The 16340-nt window shown below is 72.0% G+C and carries 15 protein-coding genes; 7 read left to right on the top strand and 8 right to left on the bottom strand.

Annotated features, from left to right (window positions below; all coding sequences use genetic code 11):
• Positions 1-19: 19 nt before the first annotated feature.
• Genes ACIQVL_RS47805 through ACIQVL_RS47795 form a run of 3 tightly spaced genes read right to left on the bottom strand, consistent with a single transcriptional unit; the run spans position 20 to position 4507 of the window.
• Positions 20-994, bottom strand: coding sequence for an LLM class flavin-dependent oxidoreductase (locus tag ACIQVL_RS47805; RefSeq protein WP_403478774.1), 975 nt, complete (start codon positions 992-994; stop codon positions 20-22).
• Positions 991-3411 (bottom strand): GNAT family N-acetyltransferase, encoded by a 2421-nt coding sequence (locus ACIQVL_RS47800; RefSeq protein ID WP_403478773.1) that lies wholly within the window; start codon positions 3409-3411, stop codon positions 991-993. The genes ACIQVL_RS47805 and ACIQVL_RS47800 overlap by 4 nt, the downstream gene beginning before the upstream one ends.
• Positions 3412-3427: 16 nt before the next feature.
• Positions 3428-4507, bottom strand: a complete 1080-nt coding sequence (locus ACIQVL_RS47795) for an amidohydrolase family protein (protein WP_403478772.1) — start codon at positions 4505-4507, stop codon at positions 3428-3430.
• A gap of 148 nt (positions 4508-4655) precedes the next feature.
• Here ACIQVL_RS47795 and ACIQVL_RS47790 point away from each other — a divergent pair, with 148 nt between their 5' ends.
• From ACIQVL_RS47790 to ACIQVL_RS47760, 7 genes are read left to right on the top strand one after another with little or no spacing between them, the layout of a single operon-like run.
• On the top strand, positions 4656-5978 hold the full coding sequence (locus tag ACIQVL_RS47790) for a phenylacetate--CoA ligase family protein (protein ID WP_403478771.1): 1323 nt from the start codon (positions 4656-4658) through the stop codon (positions 5976-5978).
• Positions 5978-6697, top strand: coding sequence for a hypothetical protein (locus ACIQVL_RS47785; protein ID WP_403478770.1), 720 nt, complete (start codon positions 5978-5980; stop codon positions 6695-6697). The genes ACIQVL_RS47790 and ACIQVL_RS47785 overlap by 1 nt, the downstream gene beginning before the upstream one ends.
• A gap of 14 nt (positions 6698-6711) precedes the next feature.
• Entirely contained in the window at positions 6712-7623 is a 912-nt protein-coding gene (locus ACIQVL_RS47780) for an SDR family oxidoreductase (RefSeq protein WP_403478769.1), read from the top strand.
• Between the two features lies 1 nt (position 7624).
• Positions 7625-8068 carry a Zn-ribbon domain-containing OB-fold protein gene (locus ACIQVL_RS47775; protein ID WP_403478768.1) on the top strand — a complete coding sequence of 148 codons (444 nt, stop codon included), beginning with the start codon at positions 7625-7627 and terminating at the stop codon, positions 8066-8068.
• Positions 8065-9213 carry a thiolase family protein gene (locus ACIQVL_RS47770; RefSeq protein ID WP_403478767.1) on the top strand — a complete coding sequence of 383 codons (1149 nt, stop codon included), beginning with the start codon at positions 8065-8067 and terminating at the stop codon, positions 9211-9213. Before ACIQVL_RS47775 ends, ACIQVL_RS47770 begins: the two co-directional genes overlap by 4 nt.
• Positions 9214-9232: 19 nt before the next feature.
• Positions 9233-10492, top strand: a complete 1260-nt coding sequence (locus ACIQVL_RS47765; protein ID WP_403478766.1) for an acyl-CoA dehydrogenase family protein — start codon at positions 9233-9235, stop codon at positions 10490-10492.
• Complete coding sequence (locus ACIQVL_RS47760) at positions 10489-11604, top strand: acyl-CoA dehydrogenase family protein (protein WP_403444135.1); 1116 nt, start codon at positions 10489-10491, stop codon at positions 11602-11604. The genes ACIQVL_RS47765 and ACIQVL_RS47760 overlap by 4 nt, the downstream gene beginning before the upstream one ends.
• A 23-nt stretch (positions 11605-11627) precedes the next feature.
• On the opposite strand, the gene ACIQVL_RS47755 is transcribed toward ACIQVL_RS47760, so the two are convergent.
• From ACIQVL_RS47755 to ACIQVL_RS47735, 5 genes are all read right to left on the bottom strand, one after another.
• Complete coding sequence (locus ACIQVL_RS47755; RefSeq protein WP_403478765.1) at positions 11628-12356, bottom strand: protein kinase; 729 nt, start codon at positions 12354-12356, stop codon at positions 11628-11630.
• Positions 12357-12534: 178 nt separating this feature from the next.
• Positions 12535-13692 carry an acyl-CoA dehydrogenase family protein gene (locus ACIQVL_RS47750; RefSeq protein ID WP_403478764.1) on the bottom strand — a complete coding sequence of 386 codons (1158 nt, stop codon included), beginning with the start codon at positions 13690-13692 and terminating at the stop codon, positions 12535-12537.
• A 24-nt stretch (positions 13693-13716) separates the two neighbouring features.
• Positions 13717-14241 carry a DoxX family protein gene (locus ACIQVL_RS47745; RefSeq protein WP_403478763.1) on the bottom strand — a complete coding sequence of 175 codons (525 nt, stop codon included), beginning with the start codon at positions 14239-14241 and terminating at the stop codon, positions 13717-13719.
• On the bottom strand, positions 14238-15149 hold the full coding sequence (locus tag ACIQVL_RS47740; protein ID WP_403478762.1) for an SDR family NAD(P)-dependent oxidoreductase: 912 nt from the start codon (positions 15147-15149) through the stop codon (positions 14238-14240). The genes ACIQVL_RS47745 and ACIQVL_RS47740 overlap by 4 nt, the downstream gene beginning before the upstream one ends.
• A 28-nt stretch (positions 15150-15177) precedes the next feature.
• Positions 15178-16332, bottom strand: a complete 1155-nt coding sequence (locus tag ACIQVL_RS47735; protein WP_403478761.1) for a CaiB/BaiF CoA transferase family protein — start codon at positions 16330-16332, stop codon at positions 15178-15180.
• Positions 16333-16340: the final 8 nt, after the last annotated feature.

The following is a 16340-nucleotide window of genomic DNA, read 5'->3' as shown; positions in this document are numbered from 1 at the left end:
CATCCGACGGCACTCCGGGTCAGGCGCCGGCAAGCAGCGGCTGCAGCTTGCCGGCGATGAGCTGGACCTGGCGGGCCACCAGCTCCTCGGGCATCCCGGCCAGCGAGGCCCACAGGAACACCCCCTCCACCGGCATCCCCGCCACGTACGCCTTGACGGCCGCGGCGATCTCCTGCGGGGTGCCGTAGAGGAACTGGCCGACGCCGGTCGCGCGCAACCCCGTCTCCCGCCACTTCTCGGGGTCGATGGGACGCGGGGCCGGCTGGTCAGTTCCCTCCACCATGTACCGGCGATAGCTGTCCCACTGGTACGCCAGATGCCTGCGCACCACCGGCCAGTCTCCCTCGGGGTCCTCGGTGACGAACGTGGTGAACGAGCCCTGCATCCGGGCCGCCGACACGTCGTGGCCGCTCTCGGCGAGCCCGTCCCGGTACGGCGTCAGCAGCGCCGGGTTGAGCGACAGCAACCCCGTGCCGAGGCGGCCGGCCCGGCGGGCGCCCTGCGGGCCCTGGTAGCCGAGCCAGATCGGCAGCGGATCCTGGACGGGGCCCGGAGTGACCAGGGACTCGGCCCACAGGCCCCGGATCTCCCGGACCCGTTGGTCGGTCGTGGTGTAGCGCTTCGCGAGGTCGGCACCGAACAGCCGGTACTCGGGCACCCGGTAGCCGGTGCCGAGGCCGAGGTCCAGGCGGCCGTTGCTGATGATGTCGACGATCGCCGCCTGTTCGGCCAGTTCGGGGGCGGCGTGCAACGGCGCGGGGATGACCGCGGTGCCCAGCCGCACCCGTCGCGTGCGGGCCGCGGCCGCGGCCGCCATGGTGAGCGGCTGGGGAAGGTACCCGTCCTCGAAGCCGTGGTGTTCGGAGAACCAGACCGAATCGACACCCAACCGGTCCGCCTCCTCGCACATCTCCAGGGCGAAGCCGTACACCCGCGACCAACTCTGCTGCCAGGGCGGCGGGTTGCGCAGGTCGAAGTAGATGCCCACCTTCATGCCGGAACGTCTCCTGTCGTGTCACCCGCGAGCCGGATCGTCGCGTGTGCGACGGCGACTCCTTCCCCGGGCGGCAGCAGCCGCACCGGGCGCAGTTCCAGCGCCTCGATCTCCGGGAAGTCCTCGACCATCGCCGAGATCCGCAGGACCGTCTCCTCGAGGGCCGCCAGATCGACACCCCGGCCACCCGCCCGGCCGTCCAGCAACGGGGCCGCGCGCAACGAGCGGACCATCTCGCGGGCGTCGCGGTCGCTGAGCGGGGTGACTCGGTGCGCGACGTCCGCCATGAGGTCGGCGTAGTCCCCGGTGAGGCCGAAGGAGACCACCGGGCCGAAGACCGGGTCCGCGCCGACGCAGAGGAACGCGTCCGGACCGGGGGCGGGTTCGGTGTCCCGTACGGCGATTCCGTACGTGTCCAGCAAGGCGACGGCGACCGCGGCCGGGACCGGGCCGGCGGCGCAGGCCGTGATCAGCGACCGGGCGCGCTCGGCGTCGACTCCGGCGAGATCCGGTACGACGCCCGCGGGGGTGCTGCGCCAGAGCTGGTAGGCCGCCGCGTGTCCGAGCGAGGTGGCCGCCGCTTCGGGGAACGTGTAGGTGGGGACGACGAGTTCGTCCCGGTGGAGCAGGTCGGCGACGCCCGCTCCGCCCAGGAAGCTCGTCACCACCGGCTTGTCGGGCCGGCGCGCGGCCGCGTCGAGGATCGCCGACGCCACCTCGTCCGGCTTGTCCGCCAGCGGCGGCATGAAGAGGACGACTGCCGCGTCGATGCCGTCGTCTGCCAGGACCGCGTCCAGAGCCGCCCGATAGTGCGCGGCGGTGGCCATGGGGGTCAGGTCGACCGGGTTGGAGACGTCCGCATGGGGCGCGAGGGCCGAGCGGAGCCCGAGCCTCGCGCGCTCACCGAGCGCGGGCACGAGCAGACCGTTCGCCGTGCACGCCCCGGCCGTCAGCGCCGCCGGGCCGCCCGCGTTGGTGATCACGGCGACCCGGTTGCCGGGCGGGGGCGGCTGGTGGGCCAGCAGCAGGGCGACGTCGAACAGTTCCTGAAGACTGCGGGTGCGGATCACGCCGGACTGGGCGAAGAGCGAAGCGACCGCCGAGTCCGCGGGACCCGGGTGGACCGCGACGATCGGCTTGCGCGGCGCGATCCGCCGGGCGATGCGGGCGAACCGGCGCGGATTGCCGAAGGTCTCGACGTGCAGCAGGATCACCGAGGTCGCCGGGTCCTCCTCCCACCACTGGAGGAGGTCGTTGGTGGACACGTCCACGGCATGGCCCACCGACACGAAGCCGGAGAAGCCGAGGCGCAGCCGCTTGGCGAAGTCGAGCACTGCGAGCCCCAGCGGCCCGGACTGGCTGGACATCGCCACCCGGCCCGGCGTCGGCAGGGAGGGCGAGAACGTCGCCGCCAGCCGGGCCGCGGGGGTCGTGTTGACCACGCCCATGCAGTTCGGGCCCACCAGCCGCATTCCGGAGGCGCGGGCGAAACGGGCCAGCTCCAGCTCGGCCGACCGGCCTTCGCCGCCGGTCTCTCCGAAGCCCGTCGAGACGACGACCACCGCCCTGGCCCCGGCCTCGGCGCACTCCCGTACGACCTCGGGCACCGCCTCGGCACGCACGGCGACCAGCGTAAGGTCCGGCGGCTCGGGAAGGTCACGGACGTGGGGATACGCCCGTACGCCGGCGATCTGGTCCGCCCGCGGGTTGACCGGGAAGACGCTGCCGCCGAAGCCGGCCCGCAGCAGGTTCGCCACGATCTCGTGGCCGATGGTCAGGGGACTGCGGTTGGCGCCGATCACGGCGACCGACCGCGGTTCGAGCAGGGGCCTGAGGGACCGCCGTACCGCCGTGTGCTCGCGGCGCTCCGCCCGGGCCAGGGCCTGGGCCTGTGGGTCGACGGCGATCTCGAAGTGGATGATCTGGCCGGGCGGCCCGGCCTCCACCCGGTAGCCGGAGCCGAGGAACACGTTGATCATCCGGGTGTTGTCGGCGAGGACGTCGGCCTCCAGCACCCTGATGCCACGGGTACGGGCGGCCGCCGCGATGTGCTCCAGGAGCAGTCTGCCGAACCCCTCGCTCTGGTGGTCGTCCCGGATGGTGAACGTGACCTCGGCGTGGTCCGGGTCTGCGGTGTCGCGGACGTAGCGGACGAGGCCCGCGATCTCGTCGCCGGCCAGTGCGACGAGGGCCAGCTCATCGAGGTAGTCCACGTGCGCACCGCGCCGGATGACGTCGTCGCGGACGCGGACCACCGGGCCGAGGGACCGGTAGGCGAGGGTGGCCCGGGAGAGGCTGCCGACGAAGGCGACCAGGCGGTCGCCGTCCTCGGGCCGGACCGGCCGGACGAAGGTCGACCGTCCGGTCCGGACCAGTCCGGGCCGCTCCAGGTCCTCGGGGTACGGGGGAGTGGTCACGGTGGTGGGCCGCCGCTCAGACGGCCGTCTCCTGCGGAGTCTGCTCGGGCAGGTCGAACAGTTCGTTGAAGGTGCCGCGCGTGACGCGTTCGCGGATGTCGACCGGCACGCCGTCGAAGAGGTCGTGGAGCGTGGCCTGGGTGTGGCCGTAGGTGCCTTCCAGGTGGGGGTAGTCGTCGCCCCACATCACGTTGCGGTAGCCCGTCGACTCGACGATCTCCACCGAGCTCTTGTCGTGCTGGAAGGATGCGTACACCTGCTGCCGGATGATCTCGCTGGGCAGCCGGCTCAGCTTGGGACGGACGAACATGCCGTGCTGGCGGTAGGCCTCGTCCATCCGGTCGCCGATGGCGGGCACCCAGCCCGCGCCGCCCTCCGCGATCAGGATCTTCAGGTCCGGGTGGCGGTCGAGGGCGCCGCCCGCGACCATGTGGGACACCACCCGCATGCCCGGATAGGTCGTCTCCATGTAGTTGACGACCGCGCCGCCCGGTCCACGGAAGACGACGTTCTGGGCGCCGGTGCCGATGTGGAAGCCGAGCACCATGCCCGCACGCTCGGCCGCGGTCCACAGCGGTTCCCAGCGGTCGAGGGCGTACTCCTCGCCCTGCCGTGTCGAGCACGGCAGGAAGATCGCCTTGAAGCCGAGCCCGGCCGCCCGCTCCAGTTCGGCCACCGCGTCGCCGATGTCGGCCGTCGATACGCAGGCAGTGGTGATCACGCGCTTGTTCCTGCTGAGGATCTCCTCGTGCGCCCAGTCGTTCCAGGCCCGTACGGTCTCCCGGGCGAGCTCCCGGTCGGTGATCGACACCAGCCAGAACCCCATGGAGGGGAAGGCCAGTTGGGACCACACGCCCTCCTGGTCGAGGTCCTTCAGGCGGACCTTCAGGTCCCAGGCCCCCGGGGGGCGCATGGCGTCCATGAAGTCGCCGAGCTGGCGGTCGATGCGCTCGCCGTCGATGTAGAGCATCTCGTACTTCTCACCACGCTCGCTGCGCGGAGCCCGGGCGCCGAGCCGTGCCGGCAGCCTCTCGGTCCACACGTCGGCGGGTTCCATCACGTGGGAGTCCCCCGAGTTGACCCAGATCTTCGACATGACGCTCCTTCGGGTCAATGGATGTAATCAGTTAGCGATTTTAGGTGCACGGTCACGGGAAGGGAAGAGCGTGGTGTAATTCGTCTAATTGGTTGACTGATTGCGCTGATAGCTGGAAGATCTGGGCACTGAGCCGCAAGGAGGCGCCATGGCCGGTGACAGGGACACCGCTGACAGGTACTTCGAGCCCCAGGTGGAGACCATGCCCCGCGAGGAACTGCGGGCACGGCAGGAGGAACAGGTCCTGGAGCTCGTCGAGTACGCCTACGCCAACTCGGCCTTCTACCGTGAGCTCTGGGACGAGCACGGAGTACATCCCCGTCACATCCGGTCCCTGGCGGACTTCCGCGCACGCGTGCCGTTCATCACCAAGGACATGGTGCGCGCCCGCCGCGCCCGCACGGGTGACCCCTTCGGCGGCCTGCTCTGTGTGCCGACCGAGGAGCTGACCTCCGTGTCGTCGAGCTCCGGCACCACCGGCGACCCGGAGTTCTTCGCCGAGATCTGGCAGGACGCCCCGCCCCTGGTCACCGCGCAGGTGCGCGACCTGTGGGAACTGGGCCTGCGGCCCGGCGACCGGGTGCTCAGTCCTCCCGGCACCTTCCGCAACCTCATGGACGGCGGCTACCAGGCGCTGGGCGCCGTGGTGATCGAGGTCGACACCTGGATCGGGAAGATGGACCAGGTGGTCGAGGCGCTGCGCACCTACCGGCCGGCCTACCTGCAGATGATGTATCCGCAGATGGTCGAGCTGGAGCACCTCGCGGAGAAGACGGACCTGAGGGAGGCGTTCTCCTCGCTCAAGGGAGCCTCGTGCGCCGGGCAGCCCCTCAGCCGGAAGATGCGCGAGCGGATCCGCGAGGACTGGGGAATCGACGTCTACGAGTACACCAGTGCCGCCGACACCGGCACGGCCTGGGAGTGCCGCGAGCACGACGGCTTCCACCTGTGGGAGGACACCGTCTTCGCGGAGTGCGTGGAGGTCGAGGGGGACGGCTGGCGTGACGTCTCCGAGGGCGACCTCGGCGAACTGGTCGCCACCGACCTGGACAACCGGGCGGCGCCACTGATCCGCTACCGCAGCGAGGACCTCGTCCGGCTGTCCGGCGACACCTGCGGCTGCGGCCGTACCCATGCCCGCATGTGGGTGGCGGGACGGCGCGGCGACGAGACGCTGGTGCAGGGGCGCTCCGTGGTGCTGCGGGATGTCTGGCAGGCCGTGGAGGAGCAGCCGGAGACGGTCGCCGGAGTCTTCCAGATCGTCCGGGACCGCCGCGAGGTGGACGAACTGCGGCTGCGCGTCGGCTACGACCCCGCTCTCACCGGAGACGTCGACGCCCTGGCCGGCCGGCTGGGCGAGGCCGTGCGCGAACGCACCGGGGTCAGGCCGGTGCTGGACATGCGCACCGAGGAGGACCTGTTGAAGACCATGACCAGCGTCGCCAAGTTCCCCCGGGTGGTGAAGAGCTGATGGCCCGCGCCGACACCCTGGCCCGGGCCGGTGAACTCGACCGCCCCGAACTTGCCTACCTCGTGCCCTTCCGCACCGCCGACGGCATGCGGGAGACCGGACTGACCTGGGCCGAACTCACCCGGGACACCGACTGGGTCACCGCACGGCTGCGGGAGCACGGCCTTGCCGCGGGGCAGCGGGCCCTGCTGACCGCCTCCGGCTTCGAGGGCTTCTGGGGACATGCGGTGATCCGGGCGCTGAAGGACCTGAGGGTGACGTACGGGATCGCCGAGGCGATGGGCTGGGACCACCGCCGCACCTCGGTCTTCCACCGTGAACTGCGGCCGCACGCGGTGATCGGACTGTCCGCCGAGACCCTGGAGGGACTGTCCGGGGCCGCCGACATCGGGGAGATGTTCCGGCCGACGCAGGTGGTCCTGGCCCGGCCCGCCGCAGTACCGATACTGCGTGCGGTGGGCGTGTCCGCCTGCCTGTTCTCCGCCCTCGGCCCGGCGCTTGCCCTGGAGTGTCCCGAGCGCGGCGGGGCGCACGTCAACGCCGCCGAATGGCGGGTCGGCGACCGCGGCGGGGAGCTGTCCATAGCGGCGGGCGAGCAGCGCACGTCACCCCTGCCCGAGAGCCCGCTCGGTATCCCCGGCCGGGTCGTCACCGGCCGGTGCGGCTGCGGCAGCGAGGATCCGCGCGTGCTGTTCGCCGATGCCGACCAAGCACTGTGATCGAGGAGTTGAGGATGTCCGAAGGAGTGGTCGACGGCCGGGTCGTGGTCGTCACCGGAGCAGGCAACGGCATCGGCCGGGCACACGCCCTGGCCTTCGCCGCGCACGGAGCGAAGGTCGTGGTCAACGACCTCGGCGGCGCGCGTGACGGTGGGGGCGCCTCGGCCGGGCCCGCCCAGGCCGTGGTGGACGAGATCGTCGCGGCCGGCGGCGAGGCCGTCGCCAACACCGACGACATCTCCGGCTGGGACGGCGCCGGCCGGCTCGTCCGGCAGGCCGTGGACACCTACGGCGGCCTGGACGTGCTGGTCAACAACGCCGGCATCCTGCGCGACCGGATGATCGTGTCGATGACCGAGCAGGACTGGGACAGCGTGCTCGCCGTCCACCTCAAGGGCAGCTTCGCCACCCTGCACCACGCGGCCGCGTACTGGCGGGAGCGCGCCAAGGCCGGTCACGCCAACGACGCCCGGGTGATCAACACGACCTCCCCGTCCGGCATCTTCGGAAACCCGGGCCAGTGCAACTACGGGTCGGCCAAGGCCGGCATCGCGAGCCTCACGGTCATCGCCGCCGCCGAACTCGCCCGCTACGGCGTGACGGTGAACGCCATCGCCCCCACCGCACTCACCCGGCTGACCGAGGACATCGAGATGATGAGGCAGGCCGCGCAGAGCCAGGACCTCACCCCGGAGGCCATCTCGCCGCTCGTGGTGTGGCTGGGCTCGGCGGCCTCGCGCGAGGTCACCGGGCGGGTCTTCGGCGTCGTCGGCAACCGGATCACCGTCCTGGAGGGCTGGGTCAACGGCCCCGGTGCCGGCGCCGAGACCCGGTGGACTCCTCAGGAGCTGTCCTCCGTCGTCCCGAACCTGGTCGCCAAGGCGGCACCGAACGCCGACGTCCTCGGCAACCGGAACGGGGCGTGACATGACGACGGCACAACGCCCGGTCGCCGACGGCCTGTTCACCTGGCCGTCCGGCGCCGAGAACCCGCTGCGCCTCATCGGCTCCGAGTGCGCCGCCTGCGGCCTGGTGAGCTTCCCGGCCGCCCCCGACTGCGTCCGGTGCGCGAGCACGGAGTCGAAGGAACGGCTGCTCGCCGACCGCGGGACGCTGTGGACGTACACCACCCAGGACTTCCGCCCGCCGTCCCCGCCGTACGACGGACCCGAGGCCTTCGAACCCTACGCGGTCGGCTACGTCGAGCTCCCCGGCGAACTGCTGGTCGAGGGCCGCCTCACCGAACCCGACCCGCGCAACCTGCGCATCGGCCAGACCATGCGGCTGACGCTCGTTCCGTACACCGTGCAGGACGACGGCACCGAAGTCCTCACGTTCGCTTTCACCCCGGACGAGGAGGCGACACCGTGACCGAGGCCGTCGTCATCGGCGTGGGGCTCCACCCCTTCGGGCGGTTCCCCGGGAAGCCGGCGCTGGACATGGGTGCGGACGCGGTGCGGCTCGCGCTCGCCGACGCGGGCGTGAGCTGGCCGCAGATCCAGGGCGGCTACATCGGCAGTTACGAGGTCGCCAACCCCGACGCCATCGTGGGACGGCTCGGCCTGACCGGAGTCCCCCTGCGCGGGGTGTTCAACGGCTGCGCCACGGCCGGCACGGCGATCGCGCTGGCCGCGCGTGCCATCGAGACCGGCGAGCACGACCTCACCATCGCGATCGGCCTGGACAAGCACCCGCGCGGAGCCTTCGCGGCCGATCCGTCCGTGGCCGGCATCCCCTCCTGGTACGGGCAGACCGGGCTCTTCCTCACCACGCACTTCTTCGGCATGAAGATCAACCGCTATATGCACGAGCACGGCATCTCCCACGAGACGCTCGCCCGGGTCGCGGCGAAGAACTTCTCCAACGCGGCCGGCAACGACAAGGCCTGGCGCCGCACCCCGCTCTCGGTGGCGGAGATCCTCGCCTCCCCGGTCCTCAACTACCCGCTGCGCCAGTACATGTACTGCGGCCCCGACGAGGGCGCGGCGGCGATCGTGCTGTGCCGTGCCGACCAGGCCCACAAGTACACCGGAAAGCCCGTACGAGTCCGCTCGACCGCCCTGCGCAGCCGCAGGCTCGGCGCCTTCGAGGTGCAGAGCCCGTCGTTCCCGGTCGGCGAGCCGGTCGCGAGCCCGACCGTGGACGCCTCACGCGCGGCGTACGAACTCGCGGGCATCGGCCCACAGGATGTCGACGTCGCACAGCTCCAGGACACCGACGCCGGGTCGGAGATCATCCACATGGCGGAGAACGGCCTCTGCAAGGACGGCGAACAGGAACGTCTCATCGCCGAGGGCGCCACCGAGATCGGCGGCCGGCTCCCGGTCAACACCGACGGCGGCCTGCTCGGCAACGGGGAACCCATCGGCGCGTCCGGACTCCGCCAGATCCACGAGATCGTCCTCCAACTGCGGGGGACCGCGGGGACCCGGCAGATCCCCGGCACCCCCCGCGTCGGCTACACCCACCTGTACGGCGCGCCGGGCGCGTCGGCGGTGACGATCCTCTCGACCTGAAAGCACAGGGGACTTCGCGATGGGCTCGCTGCACGAAACGCAGGACATGCAGGACTTCGCCGCCGAGGTGCGCCGCTTCCTCGACACGCACGCGGAGAAGGCCCCCGACCGTGCCGCCGTCCGCTGGGGCGAGGGCGACGACTCGATGGCGTACTTCAGCAGCCGACCGCCCGAAGAGGAGGCGGAGCAGGTACGGCGGGCGCGCGCCTGGCAGCGGATCCGCCACGAGAACGGCTTCGGCTGGATCACCGGCCCGCCCGAGTACGGGGGCCGGGCACTCACCGCCGTCCACGACCTGCTCTACGACGGCATCGAGGCCGAGTACGACGTCCCGGACACCGGCGTGCTCGGCGTGATCGGCCTCGGCATGATCGGGCCGACGATCCTCGCCCACGCCCAACCCCGCATCAGGGAACGCTGGTTGCCCGCGATGTACCGCGGGGACGCCATCGCCTGCCAGCTGTTCAGCGAACCCGGCGCCGGATCCGACCTGGCGAGTGTGGCGACCCGGGCCGTCCGCGAGGGTGCGGACTGGGTGCTGAACGGGCAGAAGGTGTGGACCTCCGTCGCCCAGCACAGCGAGATCGGCCTCGCGCTGACCCGGACCAACCCCGACGCGCCCAAACACCGCGGCATCACGGCCTTCCTCGTCCCCATGGACACCCCCGGCGTCGAGGTCCGCCCGCTGCGGCAGATGACCGGCGGCGCCGACTTCAACGAGGTCTTCCTCACCGACGTCCGCATCCCCGACTCCCACCGCCTCGGCGAGGTCGACGGCGGCTGGACGGTCGCCCTGACCACCCTGATGAACGAGCGCGACACCGTCGGCAGCGAGGGCGCCGGCCCGGTGGCCGCCGCCCTGTCCCCGGACCACCTCTCGGCGCTCATGCGCGCCACCTGGACCTGGGACGACCGCGCCCTGCGCGGACGCCTCGCCGAGATCCTCGTGGACGCGATGGCCACCGGCTGTCTCAACGACCGCGCGCAGCGCACCCTGCGGGCAGGGATCGCCCCCGGCCCCGAGAGGTCCGTCGCCAAGCTGATGTACGGTCAGAACCTCACCCGTGCCGCCCACTTCGTGTCCGAGTGCCTCGGCCCCCGCATCATCGCCGACACCGGCCGGTGGGGCACCTACTCCTGGTCCGAACTCCTGCTGGCCACACCGGCGTTGCGCATCCTCGGCGGCACCGAGGAGATCATGAAGAACATCCTCGCGGAACGCGTCCTCGGCCTGCCCAGGGAACCCGCGACCACCACGGCCAAGGAGGTGCGGTCGTGACCGCCGACGAGCGCGAACTGAAGGAACTCCGGACCTCCGTGCGGGAGTTCATGGAGGCCAAGTCACCCGAGGAAGCCGTGCGCAAGCTCATGGAGGGCGAACCGCACTTCGACCCCGAGGTCTGGGCACAGGCGGCCGACCAGCTGCGGCTGCCGGGTCTTGCCATCCCCGAGGAGTACGGCGGCGACGGCTTCGGTCTCGTCGAACTCGGCGTGGTCCTGGAGGAGATGGGCCGCGCCCTGTTCTGCGGGCCCTTCTTCGCCACCGTCCTGCTGGCCGCCCAGGCCCTGCTGGCCTCGGGCGACAAGGAGGCCTGCGCCCGCCACCTGCCCGGCATCGCCGCCGGACGGACCACGGCCACCCTCGCCGTCGCCGAGGACGACGGCTCCTGGGACCCCGCGCTGATCACCGTGCGCGCGGTGCCGGACGGCGAGGGCGGCTGGCGGCTGACCGGCCGCAAGTGCTTCGTCATCGACGGCGCGACGGCGGATCTGGTCCTGGTCGTCGCCCGTACCGTCGCCGGTCCGTCGCTGTTCGCCGTCGACCGGCCGGCGACCGGACTGTCGGCCGACCCGCTCGAAACCCTGGACGCCACGCGGGCCATGGCCCGGCTGGTGTTCGACTCCGTGCCCGCGACCCTCGTCGGCACGGACGGCGCGGGCGGCCGCATCATGGCCCGGGTCCTGGACGTGGCCTCGGTCGGACTGGCCGCCGAGCAGACCGGCGGGGCCCGCCGGTGCCTGGAGGCGAGCGCGGAGTACGCCCGCACCCGGCACCAGTTCGGCCGGCCGATCGGCAGCTTCCAGGCGGTCAAGCACAAGTGCGCCGACATGCTCGTCCAGGTCGAACTCGCCGAGGCCGCGTCACGGGAGGCGGCGCTGCTGGCTGCCGAGGACGCCACGGACTTCCCGGTCGCGGCAGCTGTGGCACACGCGTGCTGCTCACGGGCGTACATGTTCGCGGCCATGGAGAACATCCAGGTCCACGGCGGCATCGGATTCACCTGGGAGCACCCGGCCCATCTGTACTTCCGGCGCGCCAAGGCCTCGCAACTGCTGTTCGGCGGACCGGCCGTGTACCACGAGCGGTTGCTGGACCGGCTGGGCATCTGACGCCGGCTGCGACCGGACCGGCGTCAGGACCAGGCCCAGACGTGGTTTCTGCTGCCCGCGCACCCGAACCCCTGCACCCGCCGGCCGTCCCGGCCGGAGGCGGCCGTCTCCGCGTCCAGGCAGAAGCCGTCCGGGCCCGAGGCGCCGAGCGTCCACCGCTGTGCGGGCAGCCCGTCACAGCTCCGGCCGCGGATGTCCTGGCCGTTCTGGCCGGTGACGGCGCTGTCGGCGTCCAGGCAGAGATGGCTGCCCTGGTTGACGACGGTGTACTGGGCGCACTGCCCCGGCAACGGCTTGAGATCGCGGTGGACGATCCCCTGCCGCCACACCGCCTCGACCGGCCGGGCCAGATCCGCGACCAGCCGCCAGGCGGCGTCCGTGTCCAGCGGCCCGCGCTCGTCGACGGCCTCGGCGAGAGTGGGCCCGGGGATGTACTCCGCGGCCACCCACAGCAGCTCCCCGTCGCTGCCACTGCCCAGCAGCCGCGCGGTGTGTGCCCCCTGGGCCCGGCCCAGCGCGCCGACCTCCCGCTCGAAACGCTTACGGAAGAGGGGGTCCTCGGCGTACTCGGGCCGGACCACCTTGACGGCGGCCTGCGTTGCCCCGCCACCGGTGTTCCGGCCCGGATAGCCCCGGCCCATGCCGCCGCTGCCCAGTACCGACATCAGTACGTACGGGCCGACGCGGGCGGGGGCGTTGCTCCGCAACGGGACCGGAGGGGGTGGCTCCATCCCGGCCGCCGCGTAGGCCATCACCTCGGACCTGCTGGGTCCTGGTGAGGCATGGGAATCCCGGTGTCTCGCGTGCCGCATGAGGTCGCGAGAGTAGCGCAACAACCGTTCGGTAAAGGCGAGTTGCCCCCGTTACTGCCCTCATGGGCGGGCCCGGGGCCGCGGGGTTCTGCCCCGGCTCGGACCGCTCGGCTCAGGCTCAGCCGCGCGCGGCCCCGCCGAGCAGCGCCTTCGCGATGATGACCTGCTGGATCTGGCTGGTGCCCTCGTAGATGCGGAACAGCCGGGCGTCACGGTAGAAGCGTTCGACGGCGACCCCCCGCATGTAGCCCGCGCCGCCGTGGACCTGGACCGCGCGGTCGGCGACCCGGCACACCATCTCGCTCGCGAAGTACTTCGCACACGAGGGACCGGTCTTCGTGTCGGTGCCGGCGTCGAAGGCGCGGGCGGCCTCCAGGACGGTGGCGCGGCCGGCGTAGTAGTCGGTCTGCGAGTCGGCGATGAGGCCCTGGACGAGCTGGAAGGAGCCGATGAGCTTTCCGGACTGCCTGCGGGTGCTCGCGTACGTGACCGACTCGTCGACCAGACGCTCGGCCATGCCGACCATCAGGGCGGAGATGTGGACCCGTCCGTGTGCGATGCAGCCCATCGCGGTGGCGAAGCCGCGGTTCAGACCGTCCTCGCCGCCGACGAGGGCGTCGGCCGGGACCCGCACGTCGTCGAGGTACACGTCCGCGGTCCACGCGCCGAACTGGCCCATCTTGTGGTCACGGGGTGCCACGGTCAGACCCGGCGTGCCGGCCGGGACCAGGAAGGTCGAGATACCGCGGGTGCCCGGGGCGTCGGGGTCCGTGCGGGCGAAGACCATGAAGACGTCGGCGAGCGGCGCGTTGGTGATGTACCGTTTGGCGCCGTTGATCACCCACTCGTCCCCGTCCAGGTGGGCGCGTGTCGTCAGCGTGGAGGGGTCCGAACCGGCCTCGGGTTCGGTGAGCGCGAACGACGCCAGTACGTCCCCGGAGGCGATCCGCGGCAGCCACTCGGCCTTCTGCTCCGCCGTGCCGCCGACCATCAGGACGTGGCCGGCGATGCCGTTGTTCGTGCCGAACATCGACCGCAAGGACGGTGTCGTGTAACCGAGTTCGAACATCAGCCGGGCCTCTTCGTACATGGACAGACCCAGCCCGCCGTACTCCTCGGGCAGCGCGAAGCCGAACAGCCCCATCTTCCTGGCCGCCTCGCGGATGTCCGCGGGCATTTCGTCCTTCTCGTCTATCTCCGCCTCGAGCGGCATGACGCGCTCCCGGACGAAACGCCGGACCTCGGACAAGACCGCGCTGAAGTCAGCGGCGTCCATATCGACTCCCTTTCCTGGTGATGCCTAGTGATCCGCCTGTGTCCCGTCCGGCTCGCACGCCGGCCGGTAGCAGACGGCCAGCAGTGCCGCGGCGCTCGTCGTGCCGAGTGCCGCCGCCAGCAACGCGGCACCCGCCCCCGCGCGTTGCCGGCGCAGCAGCCCGTCCAGGGAGTACCTGCCGTTGCCCAGTCCCGCCAGGGCGACGGCGGCGCCGCCCACGACACCGACGTACTCCCAGCCGCCCTTGAAGACGAAGAAGCCCTTGCCGCGGTGGTCGGTGCGCGCCGCCACGGTCATCAGACCGACGGCGGCCGCCGCGGGGAGCGGATTGGCCAGGCCCAGGGCGATGCCGACGCCCGCCGCCAGCTCCGTTCCCGCCGCCATCCGGGCGTGCACCTCGGCCGGTCGCAGGCCGAGCGTCTCGAACCAGCCCGTGGTGCCCTTGAGCCCGCCCGGTCCGGCGACCTTGTTCCAGCCGTGGGCGAAGAGCATCGGGCCGAGCGTGGCCCGCAGCACGAGGGCGGCCACGTCGTGTCCCGCGGTCCTCACTGGCCTGCTCCGGTTGCCCGGCCGGCGGGCGCGACGCCGTACAACCGCGGTACGGCGTCCACGAGTTCGTCGTAGGTGAGGGCCTTCCCGGACTCGCCGGGGTGGACCGCGGCGACGGTCCAGCCCTGGAGCCGGTTGAGCCGGTTGCCCTCGATCCGCAGGACCTGGCCGGTCAGCCAGGCCGCGCTGTCGGAGGCGAGGTAGACGACGACGCCGGAGGCGTTGGCGGGGTCGCGCGGATCGAAGCCGTCGGCGGGCAGCAGGGACGTGCCGACGTCCAGTCCGTCCGTCATCCGGGTGGCGGCGATCGGCGAGACGGCGTTCGCGGTGACGCCGTAGCGGCGCATCTCCAGGGCGGTGAGGACGGTGAGCCCGGCTATCCCGGCCTTCGCGGCGCCGTAGTTGGACTGGCCCTGGTTGCCGAACAGGCCCGTGCCGGATGTCGTGTTGATGATCCGCCCGGCAACCCGCTCACCGTGCTTGGACGCCTCGCGCCAGTACGCGCAGGCGTGCCGGGTGAGGGCGAAGGTACCCTTCAGGTGCACGGCGATCACGGCGTCGAACTCCGCCTCGGTCATCGAGAACAGCATGCGGTCGCGGACGATCCCGGCGTTGTTGACGATGACGTCCAGCCGCCCGAACTCGGCGACGGTGTCCGCCACCATCGCCTCCGTGGCCGCCCAGTCGGTGACCGAGGAGTGGTTGGCGACCGCCCGGCCGCCCAGTTCGGTGATCTCCGCGACCACCTCGTCGGCGGGGGAGTCGCCGGTCCGCTCGCCGTGCACGCCCGAGCCGAGGTCGTTCACCACCACGGTCGCGCCGGCCTCGGCGAGCGCCAGACAGTGCGCCCGTCCCAGGCCTCTGCCGCCGCCGGTCACGATGGCGACCTTGTCGTCGAGAATGCCCACGTCCTGCCTCCTGAGCGGTCGAATCGGGTCAGTCGAGTTCACGGAGTACGTCGTCGGTGTGCTCGCCGAGGGTGGGCGCGCCGGAGCGCGGCTTGTCGTCCACGCCCCAGAAACTCACCGGGGTCGCCACCGTCCTGAGCGGTGGCGCGTCGCCCATACCGGGCTGCTCGACGAACGCCCCGACGGCGTCCGCCTGCGGGTCGACCGAGACCTCCGCCAGGGTCTGCACGGGCGCCCACCACACGCCTTCGGCGTCGAACCGGGCCGCCCACTCGGCCAGCGCCAGCTTCGCGAACTCCGCGTCGAACACGGCGATCAGCTCGCGCACATGGTCCCGGCGGGCCCTGCCGGTCGCGAACCGCTCGTCCGTCTCCAGGTCCGGGCGGCCGAGCGCGGTGACGACGCCGGGCCAGTGCCGGTTCCCCTCCAGGCCCACCAGCCAGAACCAGCGGTCGTCGGCGGCCCGGTAGCAGTTGTAGAGCGGGGACTCGTGCTCGGTGCGGGGACGGGTGCGGCCGCGTCTGCCGAAGAAGTTCTGCAGGGCGAGGTCGTTGCCGTTGGCGTATGTCCCGGAGCGCAGCAGCGACACGTCCACCACGCCGCCCTCGCCGGTGCGCGCCCGGCGCAGCAGCGCGGCCAGCACACCGGCCACCAGGTTGGCGGCGGCCGTGCGGTCGCCGAGGCCGGGCCGGATGCCGGGCGGCGGCTCGCCGGCCGGGTTGAGCATGGCGGCGATGCCGGGCCGGGCCCAGAAGGCGGAGACGTCGTATCCGGCCCGGTCGCGTTCGGCACCCGTCCAGCCGTAACCCGTCAGCGTGCCGACGACCAGCCGGGGATGGCGGACGCGCAGCTCGTCCGGGGCCAGGCCCAGCCGCTCCAGAGCGCCGGGGCGGAGGTTGGTGACGAAGACGTCGGCGCGTGCGAGCAGCCGTTCCAGCACGCCCTTGCCGTCCGGCGTGCGCAGGTCGAGGACGATTCCGCGCTTGCCGCGGTTGTCGGTCTCGAACGGGGGCGCGCTGTCGATGTCCTGGCCGACGTGCTTGAGCGTGTACCGGTTGGGGTCGCCGGTCGGCGCCTCCACCTTCACGACGTCGGCGCCCCAGTCCGCGAGCATGGTGGCCGCGGCCGGGGCGGCCACCCACATGCCCAGCTCGATGACGGAAATGCCTTCCAGGGGCCGCACGGCCCACC

The organism is Streptomyces sp. NPDC090499, assembly GCF_044769305.1.
Lineage (GTDB): Bacteria > Actinomycetota > Actinomycetes > Streptomycetales > Streptomycetaceae > Streptomyces.
This window is presented reverse-complemented; position numbering and strand designations above follow the sequence as displayed.